The sequence below is a fragment of the Metabacillus lacus genome (assembly GCF_009674805.1).
In the GTDB taxonomy this organism is placed as follows: Bacteria; Bacillota; Bacilli; order Bacillales; family Bacillaceae; genus Metabacillus_C; species Metabacillus_C lacus.
This window is the reverse complement of the sequence record NZ_WKKI01000002.1, coordinates 18,631-36,247: the sequence shown is the minus strand read 5'-3', so window position 1 is coordinate 36,247 and position 17,617 is coordinate 18,631. Positions and strand designations below refer to the sequence as shown.

The window sequence follows — 17,617 nt, the reverse complement described above, 5'->3', positions numbered from 1 at the left end:
TTTTTTATTAATGTTATCAATTGTTTTTTTGTTTTGATTCTTCCCAAGTTAATACTTCAAATTCAATGCGTTTTTCTTCCCCTACATCCTCCCAGTCATCTGTGGAAAAAGGAGCGCTGACTACTAATGTTAATTTCTTAATATCTTTATCTAGGTTCTTCACAAGCCACCAAGTTTGACCTTCTTTGGCCACTTTGCCTAAAAAGTCCCCTCCGGCTTCACCCATAAACATCATTTCTGATTCAAGCTGCTCTCCGGTATCTGTTACAATTATGGACTGATTAGGGTTAAAGGTGATGTCCTTGTCTGATGTGTTTTCTGCTTTCATGTCAACGATAATTGCCCGGACTTGATCTTGTTCATTAAATATATACTTCATTTCTTCCTCTGGTTCCACATCTACAATGCCGACACTGTTTATATATAGATTCATTGTACCCATGCTAATTGGTTTTACCGGTGAATCAGTTCCGTCAATTCCGGCTTCTTCACTATAACCCACACCGATGGCTTTCATTTTGCCAAAACCTTCTTCATACATTTCTCCATTATCTTGTTCGCTTAAAGATTCACCCTCAGTGCTTTCTTCTTCTGTGTTAGGCACTTCTTCCATCGGTGCTTCTTCTTTAGCTGTTTCCTGTGTTTTAGGAGACTGATCAGCAGGTGCAGGTGTTGTTGCTCCTTCATTCCCTCCACAAGCTGTCAAAACCAATACTCCACTTAATACTAATCCGCATGCCAATTTCTTCATTCGATTTCCCCCTCTTTAATTACATCATAAAGCTGATCTACACTGCAGTTCAAAATCTTGGCCAGTAAAAACAGTTTAGGGACTGTGGGAAAACTCTCACCTAGTTTGATTTTCCTTAATTGGTGCTGCTTAACGTTCAAGCTTTCCCTGAAAATTTCATCCCTTAGGCCACTTTCTTTGATTAACCTTCCGATGTTGCTTTTTAATTTCATTCTACATCACCGCTATATATATTCTACAGAAATTAAAATTATCCTTTTCGTAAATTATATTTATTAGTACAGGCATTATAAATGACATTTGCCCATAAAGTTAATTGCGGATGTAAATTCGGTTGGTAGTTCGGAAAATCAAACAAAGTTGAAAGTGGTTTCTAGTCTTTCCGTTTCGTTCAGACATTCTTTTTAAAATTCGTATGGCGAATTCATTAACGAATTAAGAAACTCTTATAAATTACAGGTTACTATTCGTCCACAATTATTCGTTTAACTTGAAACTATCCTATTGGATATTAAAAGAAAGGTGGTGGGGCCTTTGATTTTCGAGGTGGTGAGTTCAGTGATGATGGGTGGAATAATTTTAGCTGCACAAATAAAAGCAAAAGGATCAGGAAATGATGCTGAAAAGATTCAGACCATTTGTGCTAATGCCGGTCTTACAAACAAGCATGGAGAAACAATTCAGTTGAAAAGAAGAACAAAAAAAGAGTGGGGCATGGAGTATGTTTACCGAATTCCGTTAGGGCTCTCTTTTAAGGATTTTCAGAACAAGTTGCATACTCTCCAAGACGGACTGAATGCAAAGGATTTGATCTTGCAATGGTCAGATTTAAGTGAACTCAGAATCAGGCCGGATATTATCAAGCAGATAAAGCAGCTCCTGAAGGACAAAAAAGAAAAATACAAAGAAGTTGAACTGAGTTGGGATGGTTTTTTAAAGATTAAGGTTTTCAATGAAAAGATGAAAACGAACGTACTATATGATCAAGACTTACTGATTCGAGTTAAGGGGTGGAAAGTGCCAGTGGGGTTAGATCGAAGTAATCATTTAATAAAGCATGATTTTGAAGAAATTCCACACATGGTTGTGGGCGGCGGCACCCGGTACGGAAAATCTAACTACTTAAATTCATTGATAGTAACCTTGCTTAAAAATCAGCTGGATGATGTCACGTTCACCTTAATTGATCTGAAAGGCGGCGTGGAGTTCTCGGACTATGACGGTGTGAAACAAGTTAAAAGAGTAGCCTACGAGCCAGAGGAAGCCCTGGAAGCTTTGGAGAATGCTTACATTGATATGAAGAACATGCAGCAACACCTCCGGAGAATGGGCAAGAAAAAGGTCCAAGATGCCGGCATAAACCAACGGCATTTCATCATCATAGATGAAGTTGGGGAGTTGAATCCTGCTGAAGCCGTCACTAAAGATGAAAGAAAGCTCAAGGAAGCATGCCAAATGTATATGAGTAAAATTGCAAGGCTGGGAGCCGGACTTGGTTTCAGGCAGATTCTAGCCACTCAGTACCCCACAGGAGACGTTATACCGAGACAGTGCAAGCAAAACAGCGATGCGAAGCTTTGCTTCAGGGTGCGAAATGCTGTGGCTTCTAGGGTGGTTCTGGATGAAGAGGGAGCAGAGGCATTGCCGCGGGTAAAGGGCCGGGCAATCTATCAGACAGATACAAGGCATGTTATACAATCAGCCTTTATACCTGAAGAAGAAATTCGGAACACTATTGCTCCTTTGATTAATATACGTCCTAGAAAGGAAGATCCGGATGCGAAAAGCCATTCTGAAAACAGAAAGGAACACAAACATACTCTTATCATTGAAGAAGCTTGATTACTTAACAAGGTCCCAGTTGCAGGTCCTCCACAATCTTGGAGGTGAGCGCAACGCTCAGAAGGTTCTCAAGGAACTATCTCCTTATGTTGAATGCTTTAGGGATGGAGAAAACGTTTATTACTTAAATGCTGCAGGCAGGTCTATTGTGGGCGGCAAGCCGAGAGCTAAAACACTGCAAGCCAGGCATTTTATAATGCGGAATTCTTTGTATATCGCTTTTGGGCAGCCTGAAACCTGGAAATCAGAAACAAGATTGAAGGTGAATAAACAAGTGTCTGTCGTAGCTGATGCCATTTTTTATGACGAGGAAGGTACACTAAACATTGTGGAAGTAGACCATACACAAACTATGGCTAAGAACGCAAAGAAGCTGGAAAAGTACACAAAACTATTGGAGCTCGGAGTTTTCAAAAGCAGCCCGCGTTTTATCTGGATCACGATGACCGAATATCGAAGAAAAAAAATCAAAGAACTTTCTGCCGGAATGCATTCTCATGTTTTCACAGCAGCTGAGTTCAATTAAGGGGAGTTTATAATGGCGAAAATTCAAACTGTAGGTACTGTTAAAGAGTTTATGTCCGGAGAATGGAAGCTTAAAAAGAAAGAAAAAGCAGCTCTTTCTGCAATGGCCAGCATATCACTTTATCCGCTGTTACTTTCTAAGCCTGCAGCTGCGGGTGCATTAACTGGAGTTATCACAGAAAGAACTGTTACTGCTTTTGATCCAATTGTTGATCTTGTTTTAGGTATATCATATCCGATTGGCTTAATTGTAATGATGTGTGGAGGGATAGTGTGGATGATCGGCAATAAAGAAAAGGGTTTAGCTTTAATCACTAATGCCGGGATGGGCTATATCATTGTGCAAATGGTTCCGCTTGGGATGAAAATGTTAGTGGAAGTTGCAAAGACGTTTTAAGAGCAAAAAAATAACCTCCCCCCAGGAAAGTTACTAAATAAGAACTTATGCATAGAGTACCCGCCAGTACTACTTATAAAATGATTATAACATATGACCACACTGACCACAAATTTGTCCACACACTCTTTTCAAACTATGCAATATAGGACATAATAGTTAAAAGGAAAACACAATAATGTGTTGATATATCAAAACATAGCATCCAATGCACTATTGAGGGTGTAAAGAAAAAATATTGACAAATACTATTGTGAAAGCTATAATTACCTTTGTTGCCTTGAGGTGATAGGAATTGAATTGGACAGTTAGTCAACTAAAACAGTTTATTGGCAAGGGATTTGAATTGGATGAAACAGCTGATCTTTCCGGATTGGTACAGAAGCATGCCGAGCTTCGGGATATTTCTCCTGTACGTGTTACCGGCAGAGCGGACGTAGGTTCGACAAGAGTAACTTTTCATCTTAAAATTCAGGGAACAATGGTTCTGCCTTGCTCCAGAACGTTAGTGGATGTACCTTATCCGTTCAATGTTCAAACGACAGAAACATTTTTATTGAAACCTTCAGATTATGAAATGGATGAAGAGGAAGTTCACCTGGTGAACGGCGATACAGTAGATTTAACACCAGTACTTGAAGAAGCTGTACTCCTTGAAATTCCAATACAGGTTTTTAGTGAATCTGTTGATCAAGAAGGAGCCGCACCTCAGGAGGGGAAAGATTGGAAGCTGGTTTCCGAAGAGGAAAACCGGAACAAAATTGATCCGAGGCTTGCTGGTTTGGCGCAATTCTTCGATAAAGATGATGAAAGCAAATAGCTTTCAGCTTCGTACTTAACAAAGATATAGTGATACTCTGTAAGGAGGTGGGAATAAATGGCTGTACCTTTTAGAAGAACTTCTAAAACAAGAAAAAGACTGCGTCGTACTCATTTTAAATTATCAGTGCCTGGTATGGTAGAATGCCCAAACTGTGGTGAAATGAAACTTTCACACCGTGTATGTAAAGCATGCGGATCATACAAAGGTAAAGAAGTTGCAAGCAACGACTAATACTGCGAAGAAAGCATCTGACTCTGTCAGGTGCTTTTTTTGTGCTGCTGTTTTTCTGAAGCCTGCTGTTTATTGTAAAGCAAAGTTCTCTCCTGATTCCTTTTTTAAATTCTTTCATGAAGGAATTCAGCATCAGAAATGAGAGACATGTATAATAAAAAATAAAGGGGATGATGAAGATGGTAAAAGTCATTGCTGGACTTAAGGAAGAAGGAATTTTCGAGATCAAGCTGAACAGGCCTGAAGTTCATCATGCAATTGATTTTGAGGTAATGGATCAACTGGAGAAAGCGATCAGCCGCATACAAGCAATGAAAGATCTCAGAGCCGTGATTGTGACGGGGAGCGGGGATAGAACGTTCTGTTCAGGAGGAGATCTTTCTGCGTTTCACAGTATTACCACTCAGCCGGAAGCATATGAAATGCTGTCAAGAATGGGGAAAATATTGTATGAACTGAATATGCTTTCCCTTCCTACATTTGCGGTATTGAACGGAACTGCGGTTGGAGGAGGGTGTGAAATTGCGGCTGCATGTGATATAAGAATAGGAAAAGAAGGTGCTTTTGCTGGATTTATCCAGGGTCAGCTTGGCATAACAACCGGCTGGGGAGGAGGTACACTTTTATTTGAAAAGCTTCCTCATCATAGGGCGATTGAATTTCTTCTGTCTTCGAAGAAGTATACAACACTAGAAGCAAAAAACGCCGGTTTTTTTTCCGAAATTCTCCCCGAGAAGGATTTTCAGGGGGAAGCACAAAGATATATACATAATCTTCTAAACACAAGCAGCATTGTCGCCGGAGCATATAAGCGGATTGCAACTGAAAGATGGAGCAATTCCGACTTATGGAGCCGGATGGAACAGGAAATTCTTTCGTGTTCCAGACTGTGGGAAAGCAAAGAACATACCGATGCAGTAGAGAAATTTTCCCGGCGTAAATGACCCTGTCTTGAACACAAGCGCTCTGCTGCAATAAAGATTAGTCTATCTACTCTATTATCCGCATATGTATATATCACAGTTACTTTTACGATATGGATATTGGAGGGATGATGATGACAACAACAAGGCAGGATGCTTGGTCACAAGATGAGGATCTGCTGCTGGCAGAAGTGGTGCTTCGGCACATAAGGGATGGCGGTACCCAGCTGGCTGCGTTTGAGGAAGTTGGCAGAAAACTGACAAGGACTGCAGCAGCCTGCGGGTTTCGCTGGAACTCCTTTGTCCGGAAGCAATATAAAACCGGAATAGAGGTTGCCAAGAAACAAAGAAAAGAGCTGAGAAAATCAGGGCCTCATGAACCTGCCAGTGCTTCTGAACAGCTCCAAGGAGATGTGCAAGCTGTTGTACATGAAAGGAAAACTCTTGAGCAGCTGTCAATGGAAGACATCATTGCATCCCTAAAAAGGTATGAATCTGCGTTAAGTTTTACAGATTTAAGGGGAGAAAATGAAGCACTGAAGGAGAAATGCCGTGCGCTTGAAAAAGAAATTTCAAGACTTGAGCAGGAGAGACAAACGCTGCTGAACAGTCTGCAGGGAATAGAGCAGGATTATAAAGCCCTGATTGAAATAATGGAAAGGGCAAGAAAAATGGTTGTACTGCAGGAGGATGAAAGAAGCAGGAAGGTCAAATTCCAGCTTGATCGCAGCAGCAATTTAGAAAGTGTTCAAAAGTAAAGGACTGCAAACATGCAGTCCTTTACTTTTTTGCACAGAATGTATGAACCAACCTTTACTCAGCTTTTTCTAGAAAACCTGACGGATGCCAGATCAGCGGGTTTTCTCCTTTGTCACGGTCCATGTCATATTTTACAGTTGTAAATTGCATTTTTGACCAGAAATCTGCGGATTTTACTCTTGGATTTGTTTTAATAGGAAGTCCATAAGATTTCGCGTATTCTACCAGCGACTGTCCAAACCCCAGGCGCTGATAGCCCGGCAGTACTTCAAGCTTCCACAGCTCAAGATAGTCCTGCGGGGGAGAAAAATACCGGTCCTCTGCCTTAGAAACCGTATAAAGGCTCATACGGGCGACAAGCTTATCTCCGTAATAGATTCCGTAAAAAGGTGAAACACTGTCATTTTCAATCATATTATCCTGAAGATCTTCAAGCATGGACAGTTCCTGCAGTCCATACTCCTTGAATTTCTTAAATTCTTCCAGCGTTTTATAGTTGATCAGCAATTTTTGTACCTGATGCATCCAGCTATCCCCTCTCATGCCATCTTGCCGCTCTTTCTATATGGAGCGTGCTGCCTTCATTATACTAAATGAATGACTGTAATGACAAAATCTTAATAATATTTAAAAAACTGAGTATTTTATATAAATATATTTTATCAAAAAATCACCTTTTGGGAAACGCTTTCAAAAATAAAGAAGGATATTGAAAAATATTGTAGAAATTATTGTATTGCAAAGGGATTTTCATAAGATGGGGAGGGATGTTTTTGAAGAAAATACTGATTGCAAACAGGGGAGAAATTGCATCCCGGATTATAAAAACATGCAGGGAGCTTGGAATCGAAACCATCGCAATATACTCAGATGCTGATAAAGAGCTGCCTTATGTGAGCGAAGCTGATTATGCTTTCCGAATTGGTGAGCCGCCTGTTCTTAAATCATATTTGCTTGCAGATGAAATTTTAGCTCTAGCTGAAAGAGAGGGTGCAGACGCTATTCACCCGGGGTACGGCTTTCTTTCAGAAAATGCAGCATTTGCTGAGGGCGCCGAGAAGAAAGGAATTGTATTTATAGGTCCTAAATCTAATCTGCTGTCTCTTATGGGTGATAAAGTCGCGGCCCGTAATTCTATGAAAGAAGCGGGAGTGCCAGTGGTTCCCGGAAGCGAGACAGGCGTTTCAACAGTTGAAGAAGCGTGCGAAACAGCCGGTAAGATCGGTTATCCTGTTATGCTGAAAGCGAGCGGGGGGGGCGGCGGCATCGGTATGCAGCTATGCGCGGATGAAAAATCGCTTGTAAAAGCATATCAATCTACCCGTACCAGGGCAAAAAGCTACTTTGGAAATGATGAAGTTTTTATAGAGAAATACATTGAAAATGCGCGCCACATAGAAGTTCAAATATTTGGGGATTCACACGGCAATATTCTGCATTTGTTTGATCGCGACTGTTCGATTCAAAGGCGCAATCAAAAAGTGGTTGAAGAATCTCCGTCACCTTTTCTGTCAGCTGAAGCGAGAGAAAACATGTTTAAGGCCGCTGTTAACGCTGCAAAGCATGTATCTTATGAAAATGCAGGAACCATTGAGTTTATCGTCGATGAACAGCAGCAGTTTTATTTTCTTGAAATGAACACAAGGCTGCAGGTGGAACATAGAGTAACTGAAATGGTTACAAATCTGGATCTTGTGAAATGGCAGATACTTGTCGCAAGGGGCGAGATGCTGCCGCTGGGACAAGAGGATATTCAACAGAGGGGCTTTGCTGTTGAATTCAGGCTTTATGCTGAAGATCCGGTCAAATTTCTTCCTTCTCCGGGGAAAGTTGAAGTGTTTACATATCCTGAAAGCAAAGAGGGCTTCCTGGTTGATGCTGCCTATCAGCAGGGAAATACAGTTTCTCCGTTTTACGATCCCATGATAGCCAAGGTTATTGTCCATGGAGAAAGCCGGGATCACACCTTGAAAAAAGCGCGTCAGCTGCTGGAGCAGGTTAAAGTGGAAGGAATTAAAACAAATCTGCCCTTGTTCCTGCACCTTCTGGGGGAAGAGCAATATTTGTCAGGCAGCTATACAACTTCTTATTTACAGCAAAAATCACTAGTGAAATAGCATAGGGGGATTGGAAATGAGCCAGATTACAGCAAGCATGGCAGGTACTGTATTGAATGTATTAGTGTCAGCGGGGGACGAAGTGTCAGCGGGACAAGATGTTATTATTTTAGAATCAATGAAAATGGAAATTCCGATCGATTCACCATCATCAGGCACAATTACCGAATTGAATGTTAACATCGGGGATTTTGTGAATGAGGGAGATGTACTGGCAACACTCACAACTTAAAGGGGGGAGAAACATGGTACAAACAGCAGAGCTTGAACAGGAACTTCGTAAAAGAAAAGCGGAAATTGAAACAGGGGGCCACCCAAAATATCATGAAAAACTCAAAACCCAAAACAAACTGTTTGTAAGGGATCGGCTGAACAGGCTGTTTGACAATGGAAAATATACAGAAGACGGTCAATTTGCCAATTGCAATGCTGAAGATCTTCCTGCCGACGGTGTCGTTACGGGTACCGGAAAAATAAACGGGCAGACAGTTTGTGTGATGGCCAATGATGCTACTGTGAAAGCGGGATCCTGGGGAGCGAGAACGGTTGAAAAAATTATTCGAATACAGGAAACCGCAGAAAAACTGCAGGTTCCTCTGCTTTATCTTGTGGACTCGGCAGGAGCAAGAATTACTGATCAGATTGACATGTTTCCAAACAGGCGCGGAGCCGGCAGAATCTTTTACAATCAGGTAAAGCTGTCAGGCGTTATTCCGCAAATCTGCCTGCTGTTCGGACCTTCAGCTGCAGGAGGGGCGTATATACCGGCTTTCTGCGACATCGTGATCATGGTTGACGGCAATGCTTCAATGTATCTCGGTTCTCCAAGGATGGCTGAAAAAGTCATTGGAGAGAAAGTGACACTCGAAGAAATGGGAGGAGCCAGAATGCACTGTTCAGTCAGCGGCTGCGGTGATCTGCTTGCAGAGTCTGAAGAAGAGGCAATACTGGAAGCCCGCCGTTATTTAACGTATTTTCCTCGAAATTTTAAGGAGAAAACTCTTCCGGCCGAAAGTGCAGAACCCATTTCTGGAAGATCTCTGGCAGAGATTGTCCCTGAAAATCAAAATGCACCATTTGACATGTATGAAGCGATCTATTCCCTAATAGATGAAGGGAGCTTTTTTGAAATTAAAAAGCTGTTTGCTGCAGAACTGATTACCGGTCTGGCCAGAATTGACGGAAGAACTGTAGGCATTATCGCCAATCAGCCCAGAGTAAAGGGTGGAGTATTATTTGTGGACTCAGCTGATAAATCAGCTAAATTTATCCAGCTTTGCGATGCTTTTCATATTCCTTTGCTTTTTCTTGCCGACATTCCTGGATTTATGATTGGGACAAAGGTTGAAAGGGCCGGGATCATACGCCATGGAGCCAAAATGATCGCAGCTATGAGCTCAGCAACTGTACCAAAAATCTCTGTCATTATCAGAAAAGCCTACGGTGCGGGGCTGTATGCCATGGCAGGTCCTGCATTTGAACCTGATTGCTGCATCGCTCTGCCGACGGCGCAGATTGCTGTTATGGGTCCGGAGGCGGCTGTGAATGCTGTTTATTCCAATAAAATTAATGAAATTGAAGACCCTAAGAAGCGAACGGAGTATGTACAGCAAAAACAGCAGGAATATAAAGAACACATTGACATTTATAAACTTGCGTCCGAGATGATTGTCGATGACATTGTGGCGCCAAACCGTCTTCGTGATGCGCTGATAGAGAGATTTGACAGCTACGAATCCAAAGAACTTCATTTCAGCACCCGCAAACATCCTGTGTACCCTGTATAAACATTCAAAGGATGAAATAGCAAGAACCAATAACGCTGCAGCCGTTATTGGTTCTTTTTCTTTTCATCCTTTCTCATGATAAGATAGGGAGAGACTAAAAAGAGGCGATATCATGGAAATTGGAATTATAGGATCAGGAGCCATTGGACTGCTGTTCGGCTTCCATTTAAGTGAAAATCATTCAGTACGGCTTTATACAAGGAGAAAAGAGCAGGCTGAAGCCCTAAACAGGGATGGCATTGTCCTTAAGAACTTGACCGGGGATAATAGACAAAGAAAGATCTCAGCAGATACTTCCGATAATTATCAGGAAGAGTTTTTAATTGTGGCCGTAAAGCAATATCAGTTAAAAGAAATTGCTGCATCGCTTAAAGGGTGTAGGGAGAGAAAAAAATTACTTTTCCTGCAAAATGGCATGGACCACCTTTCTATATTAAAGGAGCTTTCCCAACAGCACGACTGCTATGCAGGTGTCGTGGAGCACGGTGCGAGGAAGGAAAGTGAGAATACTGTCAAGCATACTGGGATGGGAAAAACAAATCTCGGCAGTTTTGGTACCGGGGCAGCTGAGGAGTTGGCACTGCAATTGGACAGTCCCGCTTTTCCTTTTCAATGGAAAGAGAACTGCCGGGTCATGCTTGCTGAAAAGCTTCTCATAAATACTTGCATCAATCCTTTAACGGCCCTGCTTGGTATTAAAAATGGCGAATTGATCTCAAACTCACAGTACAACTTAATGATGAGAAGTGTGTTTGAAGAAGCGTTTGCTATTTTAAAACTTACGGATAAAGAAAAGTCATGGGATAAAGTACAGGAAATCTGTGCAAAAACTCATCATAATGTTTCCTCTATGCTGGCAGATATTCAAAGTGGGAGAGTAACTGAAATTGATGCGATTCTCGGCTATTTGATTAAGTTGTCACCATTTCCGGAGACAAATGCACCGATCATTGTCTTTTTATATAGAAGTATAAAAGGAAAAGAAACCTCTTAGGCCCGAGTCCAAATCTTTAACAAAAGTATATAATGATGCTATACTCTTTTCGGAATATATTAAAGGTGTGAGAAAGGAAGTACAAGTATGGAGACCTTCGAACTAACGCTCCATTCGAAGAATAGATTAATCAGTGATTTATTTGCGGGAGAATTACATACAGAAAACTTTTTTGATTATAACATTCTGAACAAGGATGTCTACCGGCAAAGGGCAGCAGAGCTGAAAGAAAAAGAAATCGACAGAAGCTCACTTGTCTCCTATTTAAGAAGTTATCATAAACGGTTCAACAGTCCTGCTGCGATGAAAAACATTGAAAAGCTTTCCGAAGCGGACTCTGTCACAGTAATTGCCGGACAGCAGGCGGGATTATTAACGGGGCCGCTTTATACTATACATAAGATACTCTCAGTCATTGTTTTTGCAAAACAGCAGGAACAGGAATTGAATATTCCCGTTGTGCCTGTCTTCTGGGTTGCGGGAGAAGATCATGATTTTGCTGAAGTTAATCATGTTTTTGTTCAGAAAGAAAAGCGGATCAAAAAGAAAGCCGTTTCTTCCCGTATACTGACAAAAACGCCGGTTAGCAGCCTGACCATTGATCAAAAAGATTGTCAAAAATGGATTGAAGAAGTATTTGAATCTTTTGGTGAAACTCAATATACAGAACAGCTGCTTCAAACTGTGAGACATCACCTCAGCAAATCAGAAACCTACACTCAGTTTTTTGAAGAATTGATTATGGATCTTTTCCGTCACGAGGGGCTGATCATTCTTAATTCTGCTGACCCGCAATTAAGAAAACTGGAGAAGCAATGGTTTCAGCAGATCATTAAACAGTCTTCCAGCATAGCTGAGGCGCTGAGAGAACAGCAAAATATGATGAGGGAGCAGGGCTACTCTCCAATCCTGGAAATACCGGAAGGCAGTGCCAGCATCTTTTATCATATTGGAGGAGAAAGATTTCTTCTTCAAGAGAACAATGGAGTCTTTGAAGCTGGGGACACCGGCCAATCCTTTACAACGGAAGAGCTGCTGAAAGAGGCGGAAGAACACCCCGAACTGTTCAGCAATAATGTCGTCTCGCGGCCGCTAATGCAGGAGTTCCTGTTTCCTACTTTGGCCTTTTTTGCGGGACCGGGCGAATTTACTTACTGGTCAGAACTTAAAGGAGTTTTCCGCGAAGCAGGGATGAAAATGCCTCCGGTTCTTCCAAGAAAAAGTTTTTCATTTTTGGAAAGGTCTGTTGAAACTGATATAAATGAGCTTGGGCTGCAGCTTTCAGAAGTATTTGATGATGGAATTGAAGTGCTTAGAGAAGGGTGGCTGGCCGGTAAAAAGAAATGCGACATCTCTGATCTTACAGAAAATGCTAAAATGGAGATAGAAACAATACATAAGAAACTGAGGGAAGAGGCGCTGATTGTTGATAAAAGCCTGCAGCCGATGCTTCTTAAAAACAAAGCATTTATTGATGCTCAGCTGGATTTTCTTGCGTCGAATGTTGAAAAACAATTTCTGCTGCAAAATGAATTCTCATTAAACAAATTCCGCAGAATTGAGACATCTCTTGTCCCATTGGGGCAGCCGCAGGAAAGAATATGGAATATTTATTACTATTTCAACAAATACGGCCCTGATTTTCTTGATAATCTCATGAAATTGTCATATTCCTTTAATAATAAACATAATATTGTCAGATTATAAATGAATTTTTCCTGAAATCCTGTGCTATACAGGGTTTTTTTTTATTCCTAAAGAGGGTACAATAGAGGTGGAGATAAGTGGGGGAAAGTGGTGGGCTACGGAGAGAAAGTGGGGACAGCGGGCATGTTCATGGGAGAATATCATCACACCATAGATACAAAAGGAAGAATGATTGTACCCGCTAAGTTCCGTGATGGGCTCGGTGACTCATTTGTTTTAACAAGAGGGCTGGATCAATGTCTTTTCGGCTATCCCATGGAAGAGTGGAAAATCATTGAAGAAAAGTTAAAAACTCTTCCGCTGACAAAAAAAGATGCCAGAGCGTTTACCCGTTTCTTTTTCTCCGGAGCTATGGAACTAGAATTGGACAAGCAGGGGCGAATTAACATCGCTGCACCACTTTTGCAGTATGCAAAACTAGAGAAGGACTGCGTTGTTATCGGAGTGTCAAACAGGATTGAACTGTGGAGCAAGCAGATATGGGAAAACTACGTTGTGGAGCAGGAAGAGTCATTCGAAGAAATTGCTGAAAATATGATTGACTTTGATATATAATGATCTCTTGTGAAACAATGATAGTAGCTCATGGCTTGAAAGCCGTTCAATACAGTAAAGGTGGTAACAACAATGTTCGTACATAAAACAGTGCTATTGGAAGAAACAGTTGATGGTTTAAATGTAAAAAAAGATGGATTGTATGTAGACTGCACGCTTGGGGGTGCCGGACACAGCAGCTATCTGTTATCCAAGCTGTCTGGTGAAGGAAGGTTAATTGCTTTTGATCAGGACGAAACGGCACTTCAGCATGCGAAGGAAAAATTATCTTCCTATCATGCCAGAACAACATTTATAAAAAGCAATTTCAAACATTTGAAAGAAAAGCTGCATGAGCAGGGCATACATGAGGTTGATGGAATATTGTTTGACCTCGGCGTTTCTTCTCCGCAGCTTGACACGCCAGAGAGGGGCTTCAGCTATCATCACGATGCTCCGCTTGACATGAGAATGGATCAGCAGGCTGATCTCACTGCCTACGATGTCGTTAACACATGGGATTATAATGACCTGGTGAGAATATTCTTCAAGTATGGGGAAGAAAAATTTTCAAAGCAGATTGCCCGAAAAATTGAGACGGCCAGAGAGATTAAGCCTATTGAGACTACCAGCGAATTGGTTGAACTAATTAAAGATGGGATTCCAGCTCCCGCAAGGAGAAAGGGCGGCCATCCTGCTAAACGCATTTTTCAGGCTATCAGAATCGCAGTGAATGATGAATTGCAAGTGTTTGAAGATGCAATCAAGCAGGCGCTGGATCTGTTAAAACCAGGTGGAAGGGTGAGCGTTATTACCTTCCATTCATTAGAAGACCGCATCTGCAAGACTGTGTTTAAGGAAGCTGGCGAGTTGCCGCCGCTGCCGAGAAACATCCCTGTTATTCCAGAAGAATTCCAGCCAACTGTAAAGATTATTACTAGAAAGCCGATAATACCTTCAGAACTAGAACTGGAGGAAAATAATAGAGCCAGATCAGCAAAGCTGAGAATAGCCGAAAAAATATAAAAAATATAAGAACAGAAGTATATATCAGGGGAGGTATAGAGAATGAGCAATTTAGCTGTTAAAATTCAGCAGCAGAGACAAGAGCAGCAATCACAGCAGCAGGTTCAGCAGCAGACGGTCGTCATAAGAAAGAACAGGTCCATTACTTTGGGGGAAAAGTTCTTGTTCGTTCTCTTTATTGCAGGAGTCGTACTGGCTGCTGTCAGCATGATTTCCAACAGTGTTGCTGCCTACCAGACGAATGTGGAAATTCAAAAGCTTGAACAGAAACTGGAGCTGCAGCAAAAAACGAACAGTGACCTTCAGGTTGAGGTAAAAGAGTTAAGCAACTATGACAGAATTTGGACTAAAGCCAAGGAAATGGGTTTAACTCTTGAAAAAAATAATGTTAAAGTGATACAGGAATGACAGCTTATGAATAAAAATAAAAATATGAACAGAGGAGCAGCGATATTAAGTTTAATATTCGTTCTGCTCTTTTTTACCATTACAGCCCGATTTATGTATATTCAGACAACAGGAAAGGCTGCAGGAGAAGTGCTTGCGGCAAAAGCAGCTGAAAAGTATGAACGAAAACGTGTAATAGAAGGAACAAGAGGTTCTATATTAGACCGCAATGGAGAGATTATTGCCCAGGATACCTCTTCTTACAGAATATTTGCCGTGCTGGATGAAGAACTTACCCAGAACCCGAAAAGGCCTCAGCATGTGACAGACCCAGCGGAAACTGCTGAAAAACTGGCACCTCTATTGGATATGGAGGAGCGGGAAGTTTTTGAGATTCTCTCCAGGGACAAAAAGCAGGTTGAATTCGGTTCGAAAGGCCGCAGTCTGACACAGGCACAAAAAAATGAAATAGAAGATTTGGAGCTCCCTGGAATTGCATTTTCGAGAGACTCCATCCGTTACTATCCTAACGGAATGTTTGCATCGCACATCATTGGCTATGCAGAGAAAAACCAGGAAAGTGGAGAAATAATCGGTCAGATGGGCCTCGAAAAAAACCTGGACAACTACTTAAAGTCAAAAGATGGATATATGACTTATGAAGGCGACCATTATGGCTGGAAACTGCCGAATGGGGATGAAACAGTGGTACCGCCTCAGAACGGGAAAACGGTATATCTGACCATTGATCAAAAAATACAGGCGTTTTTAGAAGATGGATTAAATTCAGCCATGGAAGAGTATCAGCCTCAAAAAATAATTGCAGTGGTTGCAGATCCTAAAACGGGCGAAATTCTGGGAATGGGTCAGCGTCCGAGTTTTAATCCCAATACAAGAGATATTTCAAATTACTATAATGATAGTATCACTTACAGATTTGAACCCGGATCAACGATGAAAATTTTCACTCTTGCTGCTGCAATTGAAGAGGGTGTGTATAATGGTGACGAAACATTCTCTTCCGGTTCATTTCCGGTGGGCGGCAGGGTAATCCGTGATCATAACAAAACAGGCTGGGGAGAGATTACTTACAATGAAGGTGTTCAGCGCTCTTCTAATGTTGCATTTGCCAACCTGGTCAGCCAGAAAATCGGCTATGATCGCTTCTTTCAATATTTGCACAAATTTCAGCTCGATCAAAAAACAGGGATAGACCTTCCTGGAGAAACTGACAGCAGTATCAACTACAAGCGTGAACAAGATAAGGTATCATCTGCTTTTGGCCAGGCATCTGCTTACACGCCAATTCAGCTAGTTCAGGCAGCTACGGCTATCGCAAACGGTGGAAATATGATGCAGCCTTATATTATTGATAAAATAGTAGATGAAGAAAAGAATGAAGTTGTACAAGACAATAAGCCTAAGGTAAAGAGTAAGCCAATTTCCGAGAAAACCTCTAAGGAAGTGCTGGATATCCTGGAAACTGTGGTCAGCTCAGAAAAAGGGACTGGCAAGCCTTATCAAATTGAAGGCTATGAAGTAGCCGGAAAAACTGGTACTGCACAAATCTGGCAGGATGGAGGCTATCTGAGGGGCCATGATAATTTTCTGTTTTCATTTATTGGAATGGCTCCAAAGGATGATCCTCAGCTGCTTGTGTATGTTGCTGTTCAGCAGCCAAATTTGAAGGAAACAGAAATAGGGGCGATGCCGGTTTCCACGGTGTTTAACACAGTGATGAGAAACAGCCTGCAATACCTGGAAATCAAGCCTCAAGCCAAAGATAAGAATGAACAAGATCATAAAAAAGAGAAACAGGAAGCTGGTAAGAGTCTGGCAAATCTTACAGGAGAAAATATCTCTTCTGTTAAAAAGAAGCTCGGTGAAATGAAGGCAGAACCTGTTGTACTTGGAAACGGCTCAAGAGTGGAAAGTCAGTTTCCGCTTGAAGATGCCCGTCTTACCCCTGGGGAAAAAGTTTTCATTTCTACAGGCGGAACTATCAAAATGCCGGACATCACCGGCTGGTCTAAACGGGATATTTTGAAATTAGCCAAACTAATGGAACTTGATATCTCCTTCGAAGGCAGTGGATATGGAGCATCTCAAAACATACCCGCTGGAAAAGAACTTCGCAAAGCTGACAAACTGGTTGTAGGACTAAACAATCCTGAAGACCTGAATGAAGCAGCGCGACAGGCTTCCCAAACAGCAGAATCTGATGAGGATGGGACATAGGGACGGGTACCTCGTCCCACCCCCTCCGCCTCAGTTGGTTCGGGAAGTAAATGATCTGAAATGAATTTGAATACTAGCAGCTAGGTTCAGCTCCCCGTTTGGGGAGTTTTTTTCTATGCTTTTATAAATTTTCAAATACTGAATGGCAGTTGTGTAATAAGGTACAAGCCTCTATTGTCCTTCTTTTAGTGTTTTTAACCACCGAAAGAAAAATTAGCGGAGCAATTCCGGTTAAATGAAAAAGAGGGCACGTTTTAGGGAATGTAAGGGGAGCAATTCCGGTTATGCTGCTGAAAAACCATTATTTCATGTTATTAAAAGTCAATAGACGGAATACCTCCGGCTATTTAAGGTTTTTTATGTTAATTGTTCATTAAGCGGAAAATTTACGTCTATTTATAAGCGGTTGGGTATTCTGCTTTTCGGTTTGTCCAGCTCCAGGCGCCAGCCCTTCGAGGTCATAAGCCGTCTTGGCCAAAAGGTCAAAGAGCGACCTCCTGCCCAAGCCATCTTATGCTTGTCAGGGCTGAACGGGCGCCTTCCGCTTTTCGGTTTGTCCAGCTCCAGGCGCCAGCC

General features: G+C 41.8%; 19 protein-coding genes. 16 read left to right on the top strand and 3 right to left on the bottom strand.

The annotated features are described in order from the left end of the window. Nucleotides 1-16 precede the first annotated feature (16 nt). Complete coding sequence (locus GJU40_RS01470; protein WP_154305969.1) at nucleotides 17-751, bottom strand: DUF4352 domain-containing protein; 735 nt, start codon at nucleotides 749-751, stop codon at nucleotides 17-19. Continuing rightward, entirely contained in the window at nucleotides 748-963 is a 216-nt protein-coding gene (locus GJU40_RS01465; protein ID WP_154305968.1) for a helix-turn-helix domain-containing protein, read from the bottom strand. Before GJU40_RS01465 ends, GJU40_RS01470 begins: the two co-directional genes overlap by 4 nt. A gap of 349 nt (nucleotides 964-1,312) precedes the next feature. Here GJU40_RS01465 and GJU40_RS01460 point away from each other — a divergent pair, with 349 nt between their 5' ends. From GJU40_RS01460 to GJU40_RS01430, 7 genes are all read left to right on the top strand, one after another. Continuing rightward, nucleotides 1,313-2,593 carry an FtsK/SpoIIIE domain-containing protein gene (locus GJU40_RS01460; RefSeq protein ID WP_170289295.1) on the top strand — a complete coding sequence of 427 codons (1,281 nt, stop codon included), beginning with the start codon at nucleotides 1,313-1,315 and terminating at the stop codon, nucleotides 2,591-2,593. Continuing rightward, nucleotides 2,529-3,119, top strand: a complete 591-nt coding sequence (locus GJU40_RS01455; protein WP_154305966.1) for a replication-relaxation family protein — start codon at nucleotides 2,529-2,531, stop codon at nucleotides 3,117-3,119. Before GJU40_RS01460 ends, GJU40_RS01455 begins: the two co-directional genes overlap by 65 nt. 12 nt (nucleotides 3,120-3,131) lie before the next feature. After that, the gene (locus GJU40_RS01450) at nucleotides 3,132-3,515 is read left to right on the top strand and encodes a TrbC/VirB2 family protein (RefSeq protein WP_154305965.1); all 384 of its coding nucleotides are present in this window, start codon (nucleotides 3,132-3,134) and stop codon (nucleotides 3,513-3,515) included. A gap of 295 nt (nucleotides 3,516-3,810) precedes the next feature. Beyond that, nucleotides 3,811-4,335 carry a YceD family protein gene (locus tag GJU40_RS01445; RefSeq protein ID WP_154305964.1) on the top strand — a complete coding sequence of 175 codons (525 nt, stop codon included), beginning with the start codon at nucleotides 3,811-3,813 and terminating at the stop codon, nucleotides 4,333-4,335. Nucleotides 4,336-4,392: 57 nt separating this feature from the next. Continuing rightward, nucleotides 4,393-4,569, top strand: a complete 177-nt coding sequence (gene rpmF, locus GJU40_RS01440) for a 50S ribosomal protein L32 (protein ID WP_154305963.1) — start codon at nucleotides 4,393-4,395, stop codon at nucleotides 4,567-4,569. A gap of 179 nt (nucleotides 4,570-4,748) precedes the next feature. After that, nucleotides 4,749-5,513, top strand: a complete 765-nt coding sequence (locus tag GJU40_RS01435) for an enoyl-CoA hydratase/isomerase family protein (protein WP_170289294.1) — start codon at nucleotides 4,749-4,751, stop codon at nucleotides 5,511-5,513. 113 nt (nucleotides 5,514-5,626) lie between these two features. Beyond that, on the top strand, nucleotides 5,627-6,250 hold the full coding sequence (locus GJU40_RS01430) for an RsfA family transcriptional regulator (protein ID WP_154306186.1): 624 nt from the start codon (nucleotides 5,627-5,629) through the stop codon (nucleotides 6,248-6,250). Nucleotides 6,251-6,305: 55 nt separating this feature from the next. Here GJU40_RS01430 and GJU40_RS01425 read toward each other — a convergent pair whose 3' ends face one another. Beyond that, a complete protein-coding gene (locus GJU40_RS01425; protein WP_154305961.1) occupies nucleotides 6,306-6,776 on the bottom strand; it encodes an N-acetyltransferase in 471 nt (156 codons plus the stop codon). Between the two features lie 248 nt (nucleotides 6,777-7,024). Here GJU40_RS01425 and GJU40_RS01420 point away from each other — a divergent pair, with 248 nt between their 5' ends. The 9 genes from GJU40_RS01420 to GJU40_RS01380 all read left to right on the top strand — a co-directional run bounded on the left by GJU40_RS01420 (nucleotide 7,025) and on the right by GJU40_RS01380 (nucleotide 17,041). Then, nucleotides 7,025-8,368 (top strand): acetyl-CoA carboxylase biotin carboxylase subunit, encoded by a 1,344-nt coding sequence (locus GJU40_RS01420; RefSeq protein ID WP_154305960.1) that lies wholly within the window; start codon nucleotides 7,025-7,027, stop codon nucleotides 8,366-8,368. Nucleotides 8,369-8,384: 16 nt separating this feature from the next. After that, nucleotides 8,385-8,600 (top strand): acetyl-CoA carboxylase biotin carboxyl carrier protein subunit, encoded by a 216-nt coding sequence (locus GJU40_RS01415; protein WP_154305959.1) that lies wholly within the window; start codon nucleotides 8,385-8,387, stop codon nucleotides 8,598-8,600. Between the two features lie 13 nt (nucleotides 8,601-8,613). Then, nucleotides 8,614-10,155, top strand: a complete 1,542-nt coding sequence (locus GJU40_RS01410) for an acyl-CoA carboxylase subunit beta (RefSeq protein ID WP_154305958.1) — start codon at nucleotides 8,614-8,616, stop codon at nucleotides 10,153-10,155. A gap of 112 nt (nucleotides 10,156-10,267) precedes the next feature. Further along, nucleotides 10,268-11,149, top strand: coding sequence for a 2-dehydropantoate 2-reductase (locus GJU40_RS01405; protein ID WP_154305957.1), 882 nt, complete (start codon nucleotides 10,268-10,270; stop codon nucleotides 11,147-11,149). An 87-nt stretch (nucleotides 11,150-11,236) separates the two neighbouring features. Further along, nucleotides 11,237-12,856: a bacillithiol biosynthesis cysteine-adding enzyme BshC gene (gene bshC, locus GJU40_RS01400; RefSeq protein WP_154305956.1), complete on the top strand. Its 1,620-nt coding sequence runs from the start codon at nucleotides 11,237-11,239 to the stop codon at nucleotides 12,854-12,856. 123 nt (nucleotides 12,857-12,979) lie between these two features. Next, nucleotides 12,980-13,411 carry a division/cell wall cluster transcriptional repressor MraZ gene (gene mraZ, locus GJU40_RS01395; protein WP_154306185.1) on the top strand — a complete coding sequence of 144 codons (432 nt, stop codon included), beginning with the start codon at nucleotides 12,980-12,982 and terminating at the stop codon, nucleotides 13,409-13,411. Between the two features lie 72 nt (nucleotides 13,412-13,483). Continuing rightward, nucleotides 13,484-14,416, top strand: coding sequence for a 16S rRNA (cytosine(1402)-N(4))-methyltransferase RsmH (rsmH, locus tag GJU40_RS01390; RefSeq protein WP_154305955.1), 933 nt, complete (start codon nucleotides 13,484-13,486; stop codon nucleotides 14,414-14,416). A 42-nt stretch (nucleotides 14,417-14,458) separates the two neighbouring features. Continuing rightward, the gene (gene ftsL, locus GJU40_RS01385) at nucleotides 14,459-14,824 is read left to right on the top strand and encodes a cell division protein FtsL (protein ID WP_154305954.1); all 366 of its coding nucleotides are present in this window, start codon (nucleotides 14,459-14,461) and stop codon (nucleotides 14,822-14,824) included. A 6-nt stretch (nucleotides 14,825-14,830) separates the two neighbouring features. Further along, nucleotides 14,831-17,041 (top strand): penicillin-binding protein, encoded by a 2,211-nt coding sequence (locus tag GJU40_RS01380; protein ID WP_154305953.1) that lies wholly within the window; start codon nucleotides 14,831-14,833, stop codon nucleotides 17,039-17,041. Nucleotides 17,042-17,617 lie beyond the last annotated feature (576 nt).

What these genes read in the sequence shown, in the direction of transcription:
- GJU40_RS01470 (WP_154305969.1), bottom strand. Translation starts at nt 751, where the DNA reads ATGAAGAAATTGGCATGCGGATTAGTATTAAGTGGAGTATTGGTTTTG.
- GJU40_RS01465 (WP_154305968.1), bottom strand. Translation starts at nt 963, where the DNA reads ATGAAATTAAAAAGCAACATCGGAAGGTTAATCAAAGAAAGTGGCCTA.
- GJU40_RS01460 (WP_170289295.1), top strand. Translation starts at nt 1,313, where the DNA reads ATGATGGGTGGAATAATTTTAGCTGCACAAATAAAAGCAAAAGGATCA.
- GJU40_RS01455 (WP_154305966.1), top strand. Translation starts at nt 2,529, where the DNA reads ATGCGAAAAGCCATTCTGAAAACAGAAAGGAACACAAACATACTCTTA.
- GJU40_RS01450 (WP_154305965.1), top strand. Translation starts at nt 3,132, where the DNA reads ATGGCGAAAATTCAAACTGTAGGTACTGTTAAAGAGTTTATGTCCGGA.
- rpmF (WP_154305963.1), top strand. Translation starts at nt 4,393, where the DNA reads ATGGCTGTACCTTTTAGAAGAACTTCTAAAACAAGAAAAAGACTGCGT.
- GJU40_RS01435 (WP_170289294.1), top strand. Translation starts at nt 4,749, where the DNA reads ATGGTAAAAGTCATTGCTGGACTTAAGGAAGAAGGAATTTTCGAGATC.
- GJU40_RS01430 (WP_154306186.1), top strand. Translation starts at nt 5,627, where the DNA reads ATGACAACAACAAGGCAGGATGCTTGGTCACAAGATGAGGATCTGCTG.
- GJU40_RS01425 (WP_154305961.1), bottom strand. Translation starts at nt 6,776, where the DNA reads ATGCATCAGGTACAAAAATTGCTGATCAACTATAAAACGCTGGAAGAA.
- GJU40_RS01415 (WP_154305959.1), top strand. Translation starts at nt 8,385, where the DNA reads ATGAGCCAGATTACAGCAAGCATGGCAGGTACTGTATTGAATGTATTA.
- GJU40_RS01410 (WP_154305958.1), top strand. Translation starts at nt 8,614, where the DNA reads ATGGTACAAACAGCAGAGCTTGAACAGGAACTTCGTAAAAGAAAAGCG.
- GJU40_RS01405 (WP_154305957.1), top strand. Translation starts at nt 10,268, where the DNA reads ATGGAAATTGGAATTATAGGATCAGGAGCCATTGGACTGCTGTTCGGC.
- bshC (WP_154305956.1), top strand. Translation starts at nt 11,237, where the DNA reads ATGGAGACCTTCGAACTAACGCTCCATTCGAAGAATAGATTAATCAGT.
- mraZ (WP_154306185.1), top strand. Translation starts at nt 12,980, where the DNA reads ATGTTCATGGGAGAATATCATCACACCATAGATACAAAAGGAAGAATG.
- rsmH (WP_154305955.1), top strand. Translation starts at nt 13,484, where the DNA reads ATGTTCGTACATAAAACAGTGCTATTGGAAGAAACAGTTGATGGTTTA.
- ftsL (WP_154305954.1), top strand. Translation starts at nt 14,459, where the DNA reads ATGAGCAATTTAGCTGTTAAAATTCAGCAGCAGAGACAAGAGCAGCAA.
- GJU40_RS01380 (WP_154305953.1), top strand. Translation starts at nt 14,831, where the DNA reads ATGAATAAAAATAAAAATATGAACAGAGGAGCAGCGATATTAAGTTTA.